Genomic DNA, 17,548 nt, shown 5'->3' with positions numbered 1-17,548 from the left:
GTCTCGCCTGCGCTCTGTTCTATCTGGGGTGACGAAGATCGGTCTCTGCACAGAACAAGACATGCATAGCAGGGAGTGTGAGATCGAGGTCGCCCCTCAACGAATAGGTAGAGCCGCTGGTCACCTTGAATACTAGGAAATGGGCGCCATCCGTTGGAGCTTCTACGAGCGAGACCTGTTGCAGCGGCTCCATTAACCATCTGGCTTGACCATTCATATATGGCGGGGTTACCAACTGCACCTGCTCGATCCACGTTCGTGTTGACTGGTAATCAACGTACTGCTTAAGCTCATGGGCGTGATATAGCATCAGCATGGTGGCATTTAATTCCCGCCCATAGCGACGTACCACCTGCAGGTAGAACCAAGGCAAGATCAACTCCTGCTCGACGCAGCTCCATAATTGCTGGTGGGGAGCGGAGCATAGCTCTTCGGGCAGCTCCAATCCGATTTCTGTATGACGGTAAGTAGTGAACATAGCCACCTCGAAATGAACACTATAGATTGTAGCTCTATAGGTTTCGATAGCGCTCCATCGTTCCTTTTGCGGAATCGGCAAATTGGAACTCAACACAGCGTTTGGCCTTGCGCTCAAACAGGTCCGTAAGCGGCAGCAGCTCACCCAAGAGGACTTTTCAAGTATCAGCAGCCGGACGTATCTGAGCACCTTGGAGCGAGGCCTGAAAAGTCCCACACTGGAAAAGCTGGAACAGTTGTCCTCAGTGCTCAACGTCCATCCACTTACCATGATGGTTGTTGCATATTTGCACAAAGAAAATCGGCAAAATGTATCCGATCTTCTCAAAAATATTGAAACCGAATTAGCTTCGCTTTCACCCAATGACACCGTTTCACTTGCACATGATCAAAAGAGTCCGAGCCAACCAAAAGCCTATCCGAGCGCCGAGTATGGCAGCATTGCAGCGTGTGCATATAGCCGCAGCGGTTGCCATGGTCGCTGCAATGGAAGCCTGTCTACTCTTGCAACACTTCAATCAGCTTCTGGTGTAATCGTCCAAGTTAAGAATTTGTAACAACCATGGCCTCGTCACAGCGGTAGCAGAGCTCGCCTGCAACACCGTAGCGTTGCCCACAGATTTAGCCCGTATGATCATGTTCTTGCCTAAGCGCCTGAGGCCGGAAGGTCATTGGTAAGCCGCTAACTCAATCCGCTCTAGGTAGTCCTCGACAGCCTGAAACCCAAGAGAGTTATCGATAAGGTTAAGAGGGACATTGCCTGCAAGGTGCTTACAAGGCCGATCGAGCCATTTTTGGCAAGCCGCTGTGTGCCAAAAATAGTCGTCGCGTGTTCTAGAACCTTCGCGTATTGAAAGGCCACCGCGCTCTGCTGAACGTTAAGCCGAGCTGTCTGAGTCATCGCCCTGACGTTGGCTCGTTCGGATGGGCTTGCCGACGATCCGCTTGATGACCCTCGATGACGAGTAAAGCTCAGAGACCGAGAGCATGGCCTGAACATCTTTGAGGGCGAAACCCTCCCTGGCCAGCAAGAAAATACTGAGCTGGCTGAGCTGTTCGATTTTGACTTGGGTCAAGTACTCCGTAGGCTTGCGGGCTGGCGGTGTCGATTTAGCTGTTTGGGTACGAGGAGAAACCATCTGGCTAACTTCGGTTGCGACATTTGAAGCTAGCCTAGCCCGATTTTATGCTTCGCGCATGGTAGCCTGCACCGAATTGATCAGGTCGTTCGGCAGGTCGCCCAACGTAATTGAAATGCTGATAGGCACATTAACGTTGAGGTTGTAATGGTCGGTATCCCCAAAGGGAGCACTACGCCTGGCGCCAAGATAAAGCTCGATGGCATCCAGGATGGTAAATTTTCCACTGTCACCTGGCCGAATCAGGCAATTGAAGCCCGGGGAGGGTGACTAGTCATTTCGCAAGCGGCAAGCACGCGAATTCCGGAAATCTGAGAACTACTCTGCATGAGCTTGCTAACCGTTCGCAGTTCGAACCACATTGGCCATCACCTCTAAAAGCCCAGCAACGCAGCACCGACCCAAGTACCAAGAGTGTACGATTATCACAAAGATCAAATTAAGGGCTACAGAATCCACCGGAATCTCGAGCTTACCCCCAACCCAAAGATGAAACTACTGGTGGGCGGCAGCGACGCTGGTAAGTAATCTCTGATGGAAGCTATCGCACTTGCACTCACCGGAAGGCTCGGCGAGCGCACAGTTTCCTTGGAATAAATCCTTACTGGTTCAACTCAGGAATGGTCGCCTCCTTTCTGGACGACCTCAAGGCGGGGCGCGCATCACCGTGGCCGGTCATCAAAATCGAGGCTGTTTCTGATAACAGACCAGAATTGCAGGGCGTAAGCGGTACCCATAACGGCGCCATTCCAACCACAGCTTGCGCCGGAGTCACGCTCAGCGTCATGCCCAACCCTGAATAGGGTTTTCTAAGTCGTTTCTCCAAGGATGAAATCGGTATTTCAACCCATCCGGCGCACTAAATGCGACCGAACTGGGCCATCTAACGCATGATTTGATGGGGCAGAGTAGGGGAGCGCTACTGGCTACAACGATAGGACAGAGGCAATGATCGCCGTAAGTACCGCGAAAGAAAGATGAATTCAGTAGGGAAGCCAATCAACAATACATATAGCTCAACTAAATAGATGTTTAGTTGAGTTGGCTGATGTTCTCCATATAGAGCCTGTTAAGGTGCCTCTGGCGGCAGGTGGTGCATAGACTATCCTCAAGAGCACAAATCACTCTTCAGACATGACGCTTCATGACGTTCTGATGAACTCCAACCTAATCTAGCAGGGTGTCAAAAAATGAAGAAGTCCGTTGAAATTTGTACGTTTGAGCTCGACGTTTTATTGGTAGATAAGGAGGGGCAACATCTACCGAATCCGATGATTACGGTCGCTGTTGACAGTGCAACGCGAGCAATAATAAGGGTAAACATTTCGACTGGCAATTCGCGAGGCTCGAACAGCAATGCGGAGCTTTGAAATCCCAGGCGCGCTAGGTAAGTCAAGGTTAACAATCAGGTGCAGTACCATTCTGTAAGCCTGTTTTTTGACTTGTTAACCACTGAGGTTTACAAGTCAAAATTGTGGTTAACAACGGTACCGGACAAGCATTTTACTGAGCTTTTCATCTAGCCAGATTCTGGCGAGCTTCCAGGGTATTTGGTGGGAGGAAAGCTCACAGCCTTCAATCGCAAGGTGGCACCCGCCAAACCCGCAGCATCTGCATGTACATCAGCCGGCGTTTGTCTTTCCCACGTATGGCAGCCCTTGAAATCTGTGCACAAACTCCACGCTGAACGCTGTAGATTTCACATAGCGACGTGCTTGTACAAGCTGTAACCAAAAGCCCCCTTATATCAAACGAACAGAAGAACTCGCATACGGTGCACGAACGCGCGATTCTAGGGCAATTTCACGCGATTCTTCCGAGAACTGCTGGCTCCGACGACAGGCATGCTCCCGTATGGCTGCAAAGGGCTAAAATGTCGTATGAGGCTCATGGATGTAGTCATGGGTTAAGTCCAATGATGTTCGTGGTATCGATTTTTGTACTGAGTGGGACAGCGCCGATTACTTCATATACCTAAACCACGAAGAATTATTTTCGTGATTTTCTAGGCCTATGAATTTTTCGAGGATATGTTTTTAAGTTGATTTTTCTGATTTTAAAGTGACAACGACAGTTCTACAGTTTCTGTGTTGTAGGGGGAAAAATTCTGATCTTTAGTACGGCGGACTATTGGTGAAGCCGAAAGACAGGACACGCCACGATGTCGTAGGAGTTAAAAAGGAGAATGCTTAAGAAAGGATCGAAATAACCTCCGTATATTATTGGTTTTTAAGCCTATTTCTTTTGCATGAAAATTCTTGTTTTTAAGAAATCTCGACACTGCTTGAGATCTGCGTGGAACCGGGCTGATCTGGAAACACGTCGTTACGCATAATGTATATTATGTTAAATCGTGTATTTCACTATCGGTAGGCGCTAAATCTGAAACCCATATATATACATAGCTCGTCGCCAATCACCGACTCAAGATCTGCAAGGCTCGGTGAAAATTGACTTAACCGCTGCTCAAGGCGTCGCCGCATCTCTTAGCTGAGATCATGTAACTCTTTTTTCAATGCAGGCCCAACAGTGAACTCACTGAAGCTCAAGCGCAGCCCCGTCCGCTCAGGTGTGCAGCACATGGGGCCTACCAGATAGTGCTCTGCAACCGGGAACGCCGCGAGCCGCACTAGCGGCCAAACAATGTAATCCTCAGAAATCTGAACACGAACAGAGCCCTGGGCTACCGTGATGCGGAGCCAAAACTCATTGCCACCTGTCAATGCCGAGCTAACGGCCCAATCTGAGAGGCCATTAGTCAATACGCTGCTGCTCACGACAGCGTTGTCATTCACCTCCACGCCCGCTTTGATCCAGCGCTTTTCATCGATGAGTACCATCAACCCAGCTTGGTCATAAAGCTCTTTGAAATCGCCTATTACACGGATCTGCGCTGTGAAATCGCCGGTAACCTTGGCTCCAAAGAAATGGCCGCTATGACGAAAAAAACCATAGTAGGTGCCTCGCCAAAAATCGGTATTGGCATCTGTCGTGACTGACAACTTATGTCCATCGATTGACCAGATCTTGGGCTCGTTAATCCACTGGCACGAATCAAACATTGCCTTCCCTCCAATGCTGAGGCGTAAGCCTCCAAGGTAAGTTGCTCAGGATAGAAGCACCCTGACTAGGTAAATCGTAAGGCCTTGGTACATGATCCAGGACTCTGCGGTAACTGAATGACGAAGGAGCAGCCATTTACAGCAATAGAAATGACAGAGCCCGTGTAAAGACGGGTTCTGTCATGCTCAATCACAAAACTACACCATCAAGCGCATTCTCGAATGCCATATGTCCTGGCCATTGCCTCAGCAACCTGATCAATATTCTGAGGGTTCAATCCAGACATACAGATCCGACCACTACCGATAAGGTAAATACGGCTTTCGACCTTCAGGCGCATCACCTGATCGGCATTGAAGCCGGTATAGCTAAACATCCCTTGCTGAGTCAGAAAAAAACTGAAATTTCGATCAGGTAACGCAGTACTCAATCTCGCCACTAACGCTTTGCGCATTAAAACGATGCGCAGACGCATAGTTTCCACCTCCGCAATCCAGGACGCTTTGAGTTCCGGTTGAGCCAAGACTGTTGAGACGATCTGCGCCCCATGTCGAGGTGGGCTCGAATAGTTTTGCCGAATTGTTGCCTTTAGCTGTCCCAGAACCTTGTCAGCTGTAGCCTCATCCTGGCACACCACTGAAAGCCCCCCTACTCGCTCGCCATATAGGGAAAAGATCTTCGAGAAAGAGTTGCTGACCAAGCAGCTGACACCTGCTTGAGCCATTGATCTAATTGCATACGCATCCTCGTCCATACCAACGCCAAAGCCTTGGTACGCAATGTCCAGGAAAGGAATTAACTCCCTTGCCTTCACGATTGACGTCACAACATCCCATTGATCAGGTGTCAAGTCAGCGCCCGTTGGGTTGTGACAGCAAGGGTGAAGCACAACAATACTTTGCGCGGGTAGACTTTCCAGAGCTTGTACCATCGCGGCAAAATCTACCGTCCCTGAAGCAGCATCAAAATAGGGATAGGTATTCACCCTGAAGCCCGCGCCAGCAAATATCGCATGATGGTTCTGCCAAGTAGGATCACTAACCCAAACTTGTGAATTGGGGTAGTAGCGATTTAGGAAGTCAGCGCCAATCTTGAGCGCGCCAGACCCCCCGATCGTTTGTACTGTTGCCACCCTGTTAGATTTGACGGCCTGATGATCCTTGCCAAACAGCAAGCCCTGTACACCCTCACGGTATTCAGAGAGGCCTTCCATGGGCAGGTACAGAGATGCATGCTGCCCTTTCTCAAAGAGATTCATCTCTGCTTCGCGCGCAGAAGATGGCAAAGGTATCTCACCGTTATTATCGTAATAAAGGCCAATACTCAGGTTGACCTTGTCTGCCCGCGGATCTTTTTCAAAGGCTTCAATCAAAGACAAAATAGGGTCGCCGGCATAGCCTTCAACATGGTTAAACATAGTCGTAACTCCCTGAGGTACCGATCAGCGCGCCGCTCTGGATCGCTGAGATCACTGCACGAAACTTAGGAACAAATCAAAATTCTTTGATGCCCTCAGGCCATGCTTTGACTGCCCATACCTTGCGCTGAGACAGGCTATAGAATCAGCGCAAAACCATAGGAGGCTGAGGAGCTATGGCTCAGGCTGAGATCGTCAGAGACGGTAGCGATAGAAACACATCGACCACCTCTGGCTATTAAAAAACCATGACGAAAAAGCGGCGCAAGCGCCGACTTTTCCTTCGCCATAAATGCTTTGTTCTTGAGAGCCGCGACAGGAACAAGAAACTCTTATCCGCCACTGAAATGAGGTCAGAAGAACATGTCTTTTTGTATACGATTACATTCTCAATCAAAAACTAGAATACGGTAGTCAGTAGCTGCTTACTGACCGCTTCCTCAATGCTCAACGCCGCCAACCAGGATGTCTTCACATTGTCAGGCAGCGGGTTATTGATCAGTCGAATCGACAATTCACCAAACGCGCCCTTGGCATTAACCTCGTGCACGTTCTTTCCAACAGTCGGATCAGCGATCAACTCTACCTGTGTGTCGTCGAAACCAACTCCGGACAATGCAACAGCAGCCGTCACATTTGCATTTTTTGGAAAGCGAATGGATGCCTGAGCAGCGGTACCACGGAAGATCGTCGTTGGCACCTTGATTTGATCAAGGTCGAACTCTTCTTCGGCAGGTGTTCCTGCCCACGCCTGCGGTGGTTTGCGACCTACGTACAACACTTCGTCCAAGCCAGCAGCTCGAGCAGAGCGCATGGCATCCAAGCCACCGATCGCGCCCGAGACGAGTATCAATCGTGCACCACCTGACTCCGCCGCTTGCTCAAGATCTGCAGCCAGCGACTTATCAGCAAGTGCGCCGATAGAAGCAATTACGACGTCTATACCTGCATTAAGGAACACAGGGACTGAATGAACTACCGCACCATGACCTGCACATTCGATAACCAGGTCTGGTTTCCAATCGATCAGTTGCTGGGCTTCAGTGAAAAGCTCGAGCCTATGCGCTTTGACGAAGTCGTCAGCATGAGGGGCATGATCAATTGCAGCGTAGGACGCCTGAGGAAGGTGTTGGGTTTGCAAGGCATTCAGGACGCGCTTGCCAATAGCCCCAAGCCCGATTATCCCGACGCGGCTGATTTTGTTAGTGCTCATGCTATGGACTCCCAGAATTGACGAAGTAGTGCGGTGTAATACTTGGTGCGAGTAACCGGTGGAAAATGACCACCACTCAGCTCAACGAGGCTGGATCCAGGAATGAGACTGGCCAGTTCCTGCGAATGATGAAAAGGAATGATGTAATCATCTTGAGCGCCAACGACCCACACAGGCAGATTCAGAGTCGACAACTCATCACGACGGCTGAAGTTCAGAAGCATCTCCATTCGTGCATAGGTCATCTCAACATCTACCGATGAAACCTTTTCAAAATCGAGCGGATCATCGATTGCGAAATTCTCGCCATACCATTTCGATGGGTAAGCAACCAAGCGAGTGAGCGCGTTGTAAGCAGCGCCCCCTAGCTTGATTAGCAGATACTGACGATAGGCAAAAAAGTCCTTGAAACGCTTGTCAGGCATGGCCCAGCCACAGCTAAGCAGGATGCTCTTTACCCGCTCGGGGTGATCCAGCGCCATGCTTTGTGCGACTAATGATCCGGTCGAGTGCCCCACTATGTGAGCCGACTCAATGCCCTTCTCATCCAACAATCCACGTAAGGCATCCCTGATACCCAGGATGTTGGGTGACCCTTCAATTTCGCTTCGACCTACTCCGGGGTGGTCGAACGTAATCACCCGGTAGTCGTCTTTGAGTTGATCGACAACCGGCTGCCAAAACTCGGCCAGCCCGCCCAATCCTGAGATCAAAACTACAGGGATGCCCGCCCCTCTCTCCTGGGCGTAGATCTTTTCTGCCATGTCATCAATCTCAGTTTTTGGTGTAGGCAAAAATACCGGTGGACTCGATCTGCTCGATATTTGCTGGGCGCTCAAATGGCTCCGGAGCAGGCTCGCCGTGCTGACGAGGGCGACCAACATCACGGAAGAAAGTCTCCAAACCACTTGGATTCATGAACCATACCCAGTGCAGATCTACGTCGCCGTCATTGCTGAACGTGTGAGAGTTGTGCTCACCCAAGAACAGGGTCACGCCTGGTTCAAGCTTGTACACCTTGCCATCGACCACTGCGGTGCCGGTGCCAGATACGAAGTGCAAGACTTCTTCATTAGCCGCATGCGCATGTTCACGAACACGACCGCCAGGCGGCAGCATTTGCGTACCCACGGAGAAGTTACGGTTCATCTTGAACAACTGAGGTGATACCGCCACAGAGACATAGCCGTTTGCAGGCTTCGGCTGCCAGTAGCTGACTTCAGTCTCACGAGTGACGTAGACCAGAGTCCCTTTTGCTTCTGCCGGTTCGTTCGAATCAATTGCTGTATTAGTCACAAAAACCTCCGTCAAGCTTGTTGGGCGAGCCTGCCAATACTTGGCTTTCAAGGCTCGTAATCGTTTACATTCAAAATCAAAAAAAACACTTACATCCGCTATCAGCGGCCTTACGACAGTCATTTTCCGAATAAGCCAGCGAGCTATGGAATCTACAAAGTATTGCTATTCCTTGACCTGGAGCTCATACGAATAACCACAACATATGAAGGTACTTTATATGTAATCGTTTACTATCCAATTCGCAAGCGATTTTCACGCCATTGGTCAGAACAACCAGCGCACCTTATCTGTAGAGGACTGTGGATGCGCCTTCGTGCCTCTCGAAAGATCTCTATTTATGACGTTTGATAGCAATCAATCCACCGATCGAGATCAATAAAACCCCACCTAACGCCGCAAACGAAGGAAAGGTCGAGTACAGAACGAAGCCCAAAAAAACCGAGAAAACGATTTGGATATAGCTGAATGGCGCGAGAAATGAGGGACTCGCAGATACATACGCAGAAGCCAATAGCCAATGGGCAAATGTTCCTGCCAACCCCATAGGAAGCATCCAGGACAAATCATCGAGCGTCGGGGTCACCCAGACAAGCGGAAGAGCGAAGCTGGCGATCAAGAAAGCAAAAATGCCGAGCCATATAGTGGATGTCGCTGGCGAATCGAACCTTGATGCCGCTCGTGTCACCAACTGATAGATACTCAAGAAGAAAGCTGCAGAGCAAGGCAAAAGCGCCGCAGGGACGAATAGCTCCTCTCCTGGTCTTACGATCATCAGCACGCCAACCAGACCCACCGCAACAGCTGCCCACTGAGAGAGCACGACTGACTCACGCAATACAAGCCTGCTAATCAGAAGCACGAACAGAGGCGATAAAAAATTCAATGCCGTAGCCTCTGCGAGCGGCACGTACTTCAATCCGACAATGAAACAAACACTCAATACTACAAGGCACTGTGCTCTTACAAAGTGCAGTCCTAGGTGCCGCGTGCTGAATACTGCAGGACCTGATCGAGCCCATCCCCAAGCGGACATCAAGACCGCCTGCAAAAAATAACGAACCCATATCAGCATCACTACAGGAAGCGTGGCGATCAGGTGCCTGGCCATTGCATCATGTATGGCGAGAAAGAATGCTGCCATGCATACCAGAAGCGAGGCGCTCTTTCGGGACGCTGTAGAGTTTGCAGCAAGCGCTAAGCTGGCACGCATGACTCAGCGTACCAGGTGTTGAGCAAGAAACCGCAGCGTGCCGGCCTTAGCGAGCAACGCTGCTTCCATCGAATAGCTAGATCGCTCCACACAATTAAAGCCGTGGCGTTGCCCCTCATAAATTCGAAAATTGGCATTGCCGGTAGCCTTCAGTAAAGGTTGGAGCCTGGTGACTTCCCCCATCGCGATGAGGTGGTCGTCTCCGGCGAAATGAAAAAGGAAAGGAAAAGCCATCCGCGGAGTTTTGTTTAGCATCCCACCAATCCCGCTGCCGTAATAACTGACACCGGCACTGAGGTGTTCGTTAGCTGCCAGGGAGTAGGCCAAGGTGCCGCCCAAGCAATATCCCAGCACACCGAGCCTCCCCTCGACGAACTCACAACCTTTTAGATATTCGACAGCTCGACCAAGGTCATCGCACGCCTGATTCATATCCAGCGCGTTGTAGTGTTTATAGGCCTGCTCAATACCTGCATCGTCATAGGTCAGGTCAATACGGGCTTGTTGACGCCAAAAGACATCTGGCGCGAGCACCACAAAACCTTCGGCTGCATAGGCATTTGCCATCGCGCGAATATGGGCATTTACCCCCCATATTTCTTGGATTAGCAGAAGGCCTGGGCCTCTGCCAGAAGGAGGTAAACAGAGGTAACCGGAAAAATCACTTCCCCCCTCCTCCGACATCGCAACCCAACTTCCCATGACCGACCCTTTTCTTAACGTCAAAAAAAACCCGCCGGTGTGAAAGCGGGTGAGGAAGAGCACCAACAAAGAAAAAATACCCGCTGAAATCAGCGGGTCAAACATGAAACAAAACCCTAACGAAAAATTACAACTTTGCGCCAAAGCGGGTGACCAAACCGAGCCTTGACCTGGCACCTGACTGTAAAATTACATTCAGAGCCAAAAAATCTGCCGTGAAGCAAATTGCCTTGCCCCTTCCGCCCCTGGCAAAAGCTGGGAGAAATCGCTGACAAGACAAATGTAATCGTTTACGAGATTCTGTGTCAACCATCTGAGTCTTATTTTTTACTCATACATCGCTTCAAAAAATCAAGGCCAATTCTAATGTAATCGTTTACCTTGCCGATTAAGATATTACCCCTTTATGCGAGGCGCTTTCATGCAGTTCTCTCACCTAGCAATAAAAACAAAAATCATCCTGGTTTCCGGCCTCTGCCTCCTTGGTGTGATCATTGGTTTGGTATTTTTTTCCATTGATCACATACGGCAAACGTCATATTTGGTTGATGAATCAGGAACGCGCTCACTGAAGGACGGTGCCCTTCGCTACCTGAACGCCGCAGCAAAACAACAGGCCGATGTCATCCAAGAACGGTTCGTGAGCGCAAACGTCTTCACTCGAACAGTCGCAAGTCAAATCGTCGTAATGCGCAACCAGGCAATTAAGGATCGCCTACCTGGCAATGTACTGCGTACTCACCTGTTTCAATTGATGCAAGCACAGGCAGCCGCCACACCGGAAATCCTCGGCATCGCTGTGGCTTTTAATAAGGACAAGCTGGATAACGTTGACTTTGCTTCGGTCAGTCGACCCTGTACGAACAACGACCAATATAGAGCAGGCTCGTAAAGATGGTTTGACGGTGACAGAAACTACCAGTGACGGTGCATTGATGATCGCTGTCCCCTTTTCACCTGTGCAGGGCGCATCACCTTGGCAAGTCATCATCAGTGTCCCAGAAGCGACTCTTATGGCACCGGCGCAGGATCTACAGCTAACCCTTCAGCGATTTAATGCTGAAGGCATTGGCAAACAAATCATCATTGGAAGCTCGGTTGCGATAGTAGGTCTCACTCTGATGTGGTTACTCGCCGCGAGCATTAGCAAACCGATTATTCGGGTTTCTGCCATGCTTGAAAATATCGCAAATGGTGAGGGTGACCTCACGCGTCGCCTCGATTTTGAACGACGCGACGAAATGGGAAAGTTGGTTGGCTGGTTCAACGCCTTTCTAGACAAGCTTCATACCTTGCGACGCCTCGCGCTCACCACATCAAACTTTAAAATTACCCATTAGCGTCTGCTGCTGATTCGCCAGCTCATTCAGTGACTGACTGACACTTGCAGACTCACGTGCCTGTTCTGCAAGTAACTCGGTCACGTCTCGGATTGCAGATACGTTCCGGTTGACCTCCTCAGAGACCGCGCTTTGCTCTTCGGCCGCGCTCGCGATCTGTAGGGTCATGTCGTTTATCACTTCAATACTTTGACTTACTCGTGCGAGCGCTGTCACAGCTTTTAGCGCATGTTCAGCACTTGAGTCAGCTTGGCGGTGCTGTGACTCCATCGCATTGACTACACCTCGTGTGCCGTTCTGTAGATTCTCTATGACACCCTGAATTTCACTCACTGAGTCTTGTGTTCGCTTGGCCAAGTGACGAACTTCGTCAGCCACAACTGCGAAACCGCGACCGGTTTCACCTGCGCGTGCCGCTTCGATCGCAGCATTTAGTGCCAGTAGATTTGTCCGCTCAGCAATGGAGCGAATAACGTCAAGGACACTGCCAATTTTCTCGCTGTTGTCGGAGAGCTGATGAACCTCTTTCATCGCATCCCCCATATTTTTTGCCAGCAATTGGATAGAGCCTGTTGTGGCTTCAATAATTTCTTTGCAGTGCTGAGTAGCACCGTCGCCATCGCGCGCGGCCCCGGCAGCCATTGAGGCATTTTTTGCGACGTCTTGCGAAGTGGCGCTCATCTCGTGAGCCGCGGTAGCGACTTGTTCGACCTCTCGAAGCTGTTGCTGCATACCAGTGCTGGTTTCAGTTGCTACTGCTGCGGCTTGGTTGGCGGTACTGCGGGTTTCTCCCGCGGCTTTGCTCACCTGGGCAATGATTGGTTGGCCACCAATGCTTGCGCGCCTCATCCATCTGTTCCGGTATGAACTTTCTTCAACCGTGCTATTCAGCAGCCCGCCTTGAGCTTGTTAACCGAGGTGCTCAGACGGCAAAACGCCCCACCCTCTCCTTTGAGCCATCTATGGAAAACCTATTTCTTAATGGTGGGATTTAGCTTAATTCCGAACAAATAGATCAGCGCCGCGGTGAACGCCAAAAGAGCACTGATGCTCAGGGCTATGGAAAAGGAATGTGTTTGATCGACCAAGATGCCAGTGATCACGGGCGCCGCGGATCCACCAAGATAACCACCAAAAGTAAGCAAACTGCCCATTGTCGCAACAAAGCGCGTATCGACCATTACACCGACCAACGCCCAGGTGCCAACGTTTGCGAAATAGATGAAGAACATGGAAGTAGAAATCGCAATTAACGCTCCCGTCGTTGTCGGAGCGAATACAGCACACAGAGTCGCAATGCCAGCGCCGAACAGACCACCGCAAATCGGCAGCTTGCGACTTGCCGAAATTGACCATCTTCGACGTACAAGCCAGTCGATAAGCATCCCGCAGCTGAGTTGACCTAAAGTGCCTAATGCATAAGGAATAGCTGCCAGCCAGCCCGTCAGGGCGATACTCACGTGGCGTTCATTCTGCAAATAGACCGGCAGCCAGGACATGTACAACCAGATCATGTAGATGACTCCAGCCGATCCGAAGATCATCGCCCAGGTATTACGCTGGCGAAAAAGGCTACACCACTCACGTAACGAGATCTTTTCCTTCACAATTACCGGCGCATCGGTTTTTGCTACCGCTTGATCAAAGTCAGCACGGTTCCGATAAAAGGCGAGCCAAGCAAGACCTAAAAAAATGCCCATTACACCCAGCACGACGAACATCCAACGCCACCCAAGACTAAGCATCAAGAGAGTCAGCAGCGGTGGCGCCATGGCTGGTGCAATCGTTCCCGCGATCAAAAAGAGACTTGTTGGCCCTCCACGTTTTTCCGCGGTGAACCATTCACTGACAGCTTTTGCGCTCGCGGGATAATGGGGAGACTCACCTGCTCCGAGCACAGCACGACCAATGAAAAGATGACTGAAACTGTTTGCCAATCCACAAAATACTTGCGCCGAAGACCAGATGATAAGTCCCCACCCAAGAACCAGGCGCGCTCCCAGTCGGTCAAGAATGATGCCTATCGGTAGCTGAGAAAACGCGTAGACCAGTGAGAACGCTGACATCAATACGCCCATGCCGGCAGCACTGATTTGAAGCTCTTGACTGATCAAAGGGTTCGCGATTGAAAGAGCGCTACGATCGAGATTGTTGATGAGGCCAGCGAAGATCAGCATCGTCATTGTGGTGATCTGCATACCGCGTAGCGATGGTAGTTGGCGTGTAGTTACGGCAAGGTCGCTTTGGACATTCATTACTAAAATCCTTTTCAAGCAACACAGACGTACAGATGCCTCGCATGACAGACATTGGTCTGCTGCATCATTGGAGTAAGGACATCACCTGTGTTGAAAAATCTGGCAGGAAGTATGAGATGGTTGACGCCCGATCATTGCGACCGGGCACCAGTGGCGAATCAGCTATTTTTACGCCAGGTATCGCTTAGGGTGTACCCAGTCGGAAATGGATCGTTTGGATCAAGAACATACTGGTGGAAGCCGGTCAAGAACGCTTGACCACTAATAGTCGGTCGAATCCCTGGACGACCACCAATGGTTAGCGTCTCAACGATCTCTCCAACAAACTCAGTGCTCAGGATGGATTCATGGATTAACTTTTCACCAGGCTTGATTTGCCCTCGCGCATGCATGACAGCTAGACGCGCACTGGTACCAGTACCACATGGGGAGCGATCAAGGCGACCTGGTGAAACAATCACCCCGTTTCGCGAACGCTTACCCTGAGGGTCATCACGCATCGGCCCTGCAAAGAGCGTCTGATTGATGGTATGGATCTCTGGCTGTTCAGGATGCACCGCTGGAATTTGCTCTGCAGCCGCCGCCTTGATGGTCTCGCCAACGCTAACCAGCGTCGCAGCCTCGTCAGGCGTAATGTCAAACCCAAGCGATTGAGCATCTGCCAGGACGTAAATCATCCCGCCATAAGCTACGTCGACTTTGATCGTACCCAGACCAGTTACCTCAATGTGTTTGTCTAACGCGAACACAAAACAAGGGACATTGGAAAACTTAACACTCAAGCATTTTCCATCCTGGCAGCGCGCCTCAACACGAACGAGGCCGCCAGGTGCTTCCAGGGTTAAGCGAGTAATAGGCTCAACCATTGGGATCATGCCGGTTTCCAACAGAGCCGTCACAGTACAGATCGTGTTACTGCCCGACATTGGAGGGTAGAACTCTGACTCCATAATGACGAAGCCAGCGTCAGCCTCCGGATGCGACGAAGGCAATACCAGGTTAACGCATTGAGTCACCGTGCCGCGGGGCTCCTGAAGCAGGAATTTACGCAAATCATCACCCTGCGTTTCCAGATACTTCATCTTGTCGAACATGGTCTGACCAGGAACGTCCAAGACACCCCCGGTAATCACATCATTGCGCTCACCAGCCACGTGAACACCGACAACATTTATCATTCGCTTGAATTTCATAAGTCACTTTTATGAGTTAGTGAGAAGCGATCTAGCCGATGAGTTCAGCAACACGCTCATCGCGTGCTGCTGACAAGATGACTCAGCCAACGGTATTAGGCAGCAAGGGCGAGCGAACCCCCATTTTGATGAAGGTCGACTTCACTTCAAGGAATTCGTTGAGCCCATCAACGCCATTCTCACGACCGTAGCCACTCTGCTTGTATCCGCCAAAAGGCAGTTGCGGCGAAGTTTCGAGATAGGTGTTCACAAAGACGGTACCGCTTTGCAGTTTTTGAGAGACCTTCAACGCTTTGTCGATGTCTTTCGTCCAGAGGCCGTTACCCAGACCATACTCGGTGTCGTTGGCCAACTCGACCGCCTCTTCCAGAGTTTTGAAGGTAGTGACAGTCAACACTGGGCCAAAGATTTCTTCACGGAAGATACGGTGATGACGCTCAACGTCAGTGAAAATGGTTGGGCCTACAAAGTATCCAGCGTCCAAACCACCATCAGTCAAACGATTGCCACCACAAATCAAATTGGCGCCTTCCTGCTTGCCAATTTCAATGTAGTTCAAAACACTTTCCAGGTGCTGGGCATGGATGAGAGCACCAATCTGACTACGCTCATCCAGCGGCATGCCCACAACAACTTTGTTGGCTCGCTCAACCAGCTTGGCAACGAAATCTTGTGCCACTGATTCTTCGATCAGAAGGCGAGTGCCAGCAACGCACTCCTCGCCCTGGTTAAGAATCACACCAAAAAGAACGCCATCCAAAGCAGCGTCAAGATCAGCATCCGCAAAGACGACGTTCGCAGCCTTGCCGCCCAGCTCCAGCGCAACACGGGTAAGGTCGGAAGCAGCAGTTGCAGCCAGTTGCTTACCTACACGAGTTGAGCCGGTGAACGAAATCATGGAAACGTTCGGATGACGAGTCATACGTTCGCCAACGATAGAACCGCGTCCAGTCACAATGTTGATCAGACCTGCTGGGAAGCCCGCTTCAGCTGCCAATTTGGCGACTTCGAGCGCAGTGCCGGAGGTCAGCTCGGACGGCTTGATAACTACTGGGCAACCCGCTGCGAGCGCATAAGGAAGCTTCTGGAAGAGGCAAACCATAGGGAAGTTCCAAGGCACGATCAGACCAACCACGCCACGAGCTTCGCGGGTTACCAAGCCCAGTTTGTCATCTCCCAAATGGTTATAGGCCTCGCCTTTGATCTGCCATGCGAGGGATGCAGCGAAGCGGGTCAATTCAACTGACCACAAGACTTCTCCCCTTGCATAGGAAATGGGTTTACCCACCTCTTCAGCTTCGATCAACGCCAAACGATCGGCATCACGTTCGATCAGATCAGCCAATTTGTTAAGCAATTTTGCACGCTCAGACCCAGGTACTGACGACCAAGCGCCGGACTGATGCAGCTTGAATGCATGCTCAACTGCGACATCGACATCTTTTTCGTTGCCACTAGCAAAGCTTGCAATCAGACCACCGTGAGCAGGCGATATACGTTCGATGTATTCCTGACCATTGGGAGCGCAGTCGGCACCATTAATCCAGTGGGTGTATTTTCTGAAAGTCATTAGTTGTTCCTCTAAATTTGTGCTTTGTATACGTTTACAAGCTAATCAAAAAAAATAAAGCCTTTTGAGGCAAGCTCAAGCCAGGCTGGCATCAAGCGGCCTGAATCCCCAATGGCTTCAGCGTACGAGTTTCGATGACCAAGGAAGATTGGATGTCTACCGATGGCGCTTCGGCGCTTGGCCCCATGACAACCACTTGATTAGGGTCAGAAAACTCAGTTGCCCAAAGACCGCACACCTGACCGCGCTCCTGAGCGATAGCGTTGCTAATTTGCTGAATCACGGCTCCGGCCTTACCAGTTGGGCAGCGGTAGACATGCAGGTAGCGCACGGGGGCTAGGCTGTCGAGATTTGTCTCAAGCTTAGGTGTGAGAACCTGCAAGAACTGCTTGCTTACCTGTGGAGCAGCCTGAGGAAGAAAAGACTCCCGCCAAGCGTCGACTTTGATCAGCTCTCCCCTCAAACGAGCACGCTCATCCAGAGAGTCGTAACGCCAGATGTGGCGAAAGATGACCTTATCCCCTGCCCGCTCCTGCCACATTCCCTGTAACTTGCCGTATTCATCACCGCGTATAGGCAAACAAAGGGTCTCGAAAAGATCCCAATACTTTTCCCAAGCTTGTGTGGTGAATTGATATTCGCGCAGTTCGTCAATCATCGACATGTC

General features: G+C 50.7%; 18 protein-coding genes. 3 read left to right on the top strand and 15 right to left on the bottom strand.

Annotation, left to right across the window (positions count from 1 at the left end; all coding sequences use genetic code 11):
• Positions 1 to 19 precede the first annotated feature (19 nt).
• Positions 20 to 478, bottom strand: a complete 459-nt coding sequence (locus tag ACQR3R_RS07180) for a hypothetical protein (protein ID WP_428271322.1) — start codon at positions 476 to 478, stop codon at positions 20 to 22.
• Positions 479 to 560: 82 nt separating this feature from the next.
• Here ACQR3R_RS07180 and ACQR3R_RS07175 point away from each other — a divergent pair, with 82 nt between their 5' ends.
• On the top strand, positions 561 to 1,034 hold the full coding sequence (locus tag ACQR3R_RS07175; protein WP_428271321.1) for a helix-turn-helix domain-containing protein: 474 nt from the start codon (positions 561 to 563) through the stop codon (positions 1,032 to 1,034).
• Positions 1,035 to 1,145: 111 nt separating this feature from the next.
• On the opposite strand, the gene ACQR3R_RS07170 is transcribed toward ACQR3R_RS07175, so the two are convergent.
• From ACQR3R_RS07170 to ACQR3R_RS07130, 9 genes are all read right to left on the bottom strand, one after another.
• On the bottom strand, positions 1,146 to 1,328 hold the full coding sequence (locus ACQR3R_RS07170; RefSeq protein ID WP_428272598.1) for an antitoxin Xre/MbcA/ParS toxin-binding domain-containing protein: 183 nt from the start codon (positions 1,326 to 1,328) through the stop codon (positions 1,146 to 1,148).
• A gap of 27 nt (positions 1,329 to 1,355) precedes the next feature.
• Complete coding sequence (locus ACQR3R_RS07165) at positions 1,356 to 1,553, bottom strand: hypothetical protein (protein WP_428271320.1); 198 nt, start codon at positions 1,551 to 1,553, stop codon at positions 1,356 to 1,358.
• 2,549 nt (positions 1,554 to 4,102) lie between these two features.
• Positions 4,103 to 4,678: a DUF1349 domain-containing protein gene (locus tag ACQR3R_RS07160; protein ID WP_428271319.1), complete on the bottom strand. Its 576-nt coding sequence runs from the start codon at positions 4,676 to 4,678 to the stop codon at positions 4,103 to 4,105.
• Positions 4,679 to 4,884: 206 nt separating this feature from the next.
• Complete coding sequence (locus ACQR3R_RS07155) at positions 4,885 to 6,096, bottom strand: aromatic amino acid transaminase (protein ID WP_428271318.1); 1,212 nt, start codon at positions 6,094 to 6,096, stop codon at positions 4,885 to 4,887.
• Between the two features lie 400 nt (positions 6,097 to 6,496).
• Positions 6,497 to 7,309: an aspartate dehydrogenase gene (locus tag ACQR3R_RS07150; protein ID WP_428271317.1), complete on the bottom strand. Its 813-nt coding sequence runs from the start codon at positions 7,307 to 7,309 to the stop codon at positions 6,497 to 6,499.
• The gene (locus tag ACQR3R_RS07145; protein ID WP_428271316.1) at positions 7,306 to 8,073 is read right to left on the bottom strand and encodes an alpha/beta fold hydrolase; all 768 of its coding nucleotides are present in this window, start codon (positions 8,071 to 8,073) and stop codon (positions 7,306 to 7,308) included. Before ACQR3R_RS07145 ends, ACQR3R_RS07150 begins: the two co-directional genes overlap by 4 nt.
• A 10-nt stretch (positions 8,074 to 8,083) precedes the next feature.
• Positions 8,084 to 8,605 (bottom strand): cupin domain-containing protein, encoded by a 522-nt coding sequence (locus ACQR3R_RS07140; RefSeq protein ID WP_428271315.1) that lies wholly within the window; start codon positions 8,603 to 8,605, stop codon positions 8,084 to 8,086.
• A gap of 334 nt (positions 8,606 to 8,939) precedes the next feature.
• Positions 8,940 to 9,818: an EamA family transporter gene (locus ACQR3R_RS07135; RefSeq protein WP_428271314.1), complete on the bottom strand. Its 879-nt coding sequence runs from the start codon at positions 9,816 to 9,818 to the stop codon at positions 8,940 to 8,942.
• A gap of 3 nt (positions 9,819 to 9,821) precedes the next feature.
• Positions 9,822 to 10,625, bottom strand: a complete 804-nt coding sequence (locus tag ACQR3R_RS07130; protein WP_428271313.1) for a dienelactone hydrolase family protein — start codon at positions 10,623 to 10,625, stop codon at positions 9,822 to 9,824.
• Between the two features lie 316 nt (positions 10,626 to 10,941).
• Here ACQR3R_RS07130 and ACQR3R_RS07125 point away from each other — a divergent pair, with 316 nt between their 5' ends.
• On the top strand, positions 10,942 to 11,412 hold the full coding sequence (locus tag ACQR3R_RS07125; protein ID WP_428271312.1) for a hypothetical protein: 471 nt from the start codon (positions 10,942 to 10,944) through the stop codon (positions 11,410 to 11,412).
• 13 nt (positions 11,413 to 11,425) lie between these two features.
• Positions 11,426 to 11,860: a HAMP domain-containing protein gene (locus ACQR3R_RS07120; protein ID WP_428271311.1), complete on the top strand. Its 435-nt coding sequence runs from the start codon at positions 11,426 to 11,428 to the stop codon at positions 11,858 to 11,860.
• Here ACQR3R_RS07120 and ACQR3R_RS07115 read toward each other — a convergent pair.
• From ACQR3R_RS07115 to ACQR3R_RS07095, 5 genes are all read right to left on the bottom strand, one after another.
• A complete protein-coding gene (locus ACQR3R_RS07115) occupies positions 11,837 to 12,709 on the bottom strand; it encodes a methyl-accepting chemotaxis protein (RefSeq protein ID WP_428271310.1) in 873 nt (290 codons plus the stop codon). The genes ACQR3R_RS07120 and ACQR3R_RS07115 overlap by 24 nt on opposite strands.
• Positions 12,710 to 12,831: 122 nt before the next feature.
• Positions 12,832 to 14,115 carry an MFS transporter gene (locus ACQR3R_RS07110; RefSeq protein ID WP_428271309.1) on the bottom strand — a complete coding sequence of 428 codons (1,284 nt, stop codon included), beginning with the start codon at positions 14,113 to 14,115 and terminating at the stop codon, positions 12,832 to 12,834.
• Between the two features lie 161 nt (positions 14,116 to 14,276).
• Positions 14,277 to 15,311: a proline racemase family protein gene (locus ACQR3R_RS07105; RefSeq protein ID WP_428271308.1), complete on the bottom strand. Its 1,035-nt coding sequence runs from the start codon at positions 15,309 to 15,311 to the stop codon at positions 14,277 to 14,279.
• An 82-nt stretch (positions 15,312 to 15,393) separates the two neighbouring features.
• Positions 15,394 to 16,881, bottom strand: coding sequence for an aldehyde dehydrogenase family protein (locus ACQR3R_RS07100; protein ID WP_428271307.1), 1,488 nt, complete (start codon positions 16,879 to 16,881; stop codon positions 15,394 to 15,396).
• A gap of 91 nt (positions 16,882 to 16,972) precedes the next feature.
• Positions 16,973 to 17,539, bottom strand: a complete 567-nt coding sequence (locus tag ACQR3R_RS07095) for an NIPSNAP family protein (RefSeq protein WP_428271306.1) — start codon at positions 17,537 to 17,539, stop codon at positions 16,973 to 16,975.
• Positions 17,540 to 17,548 lie beyond the last annotated feature (9 nt).

Source organism: Gordonia sp. IEGM753 (genome assembly GCF_050321825.1).
Taxonomy (GTDB): Bacteria; Pseudomonadota; Gammaproteobacteria; order Pseudomonadales; family Pseudomonadaceae; genus Aquipseudomonas.
The sequence above is the reverse complement of the archived record's forward strand: the minus strand, read 5'-3'. Positions and strand labels throughout refer to the sequence as shown.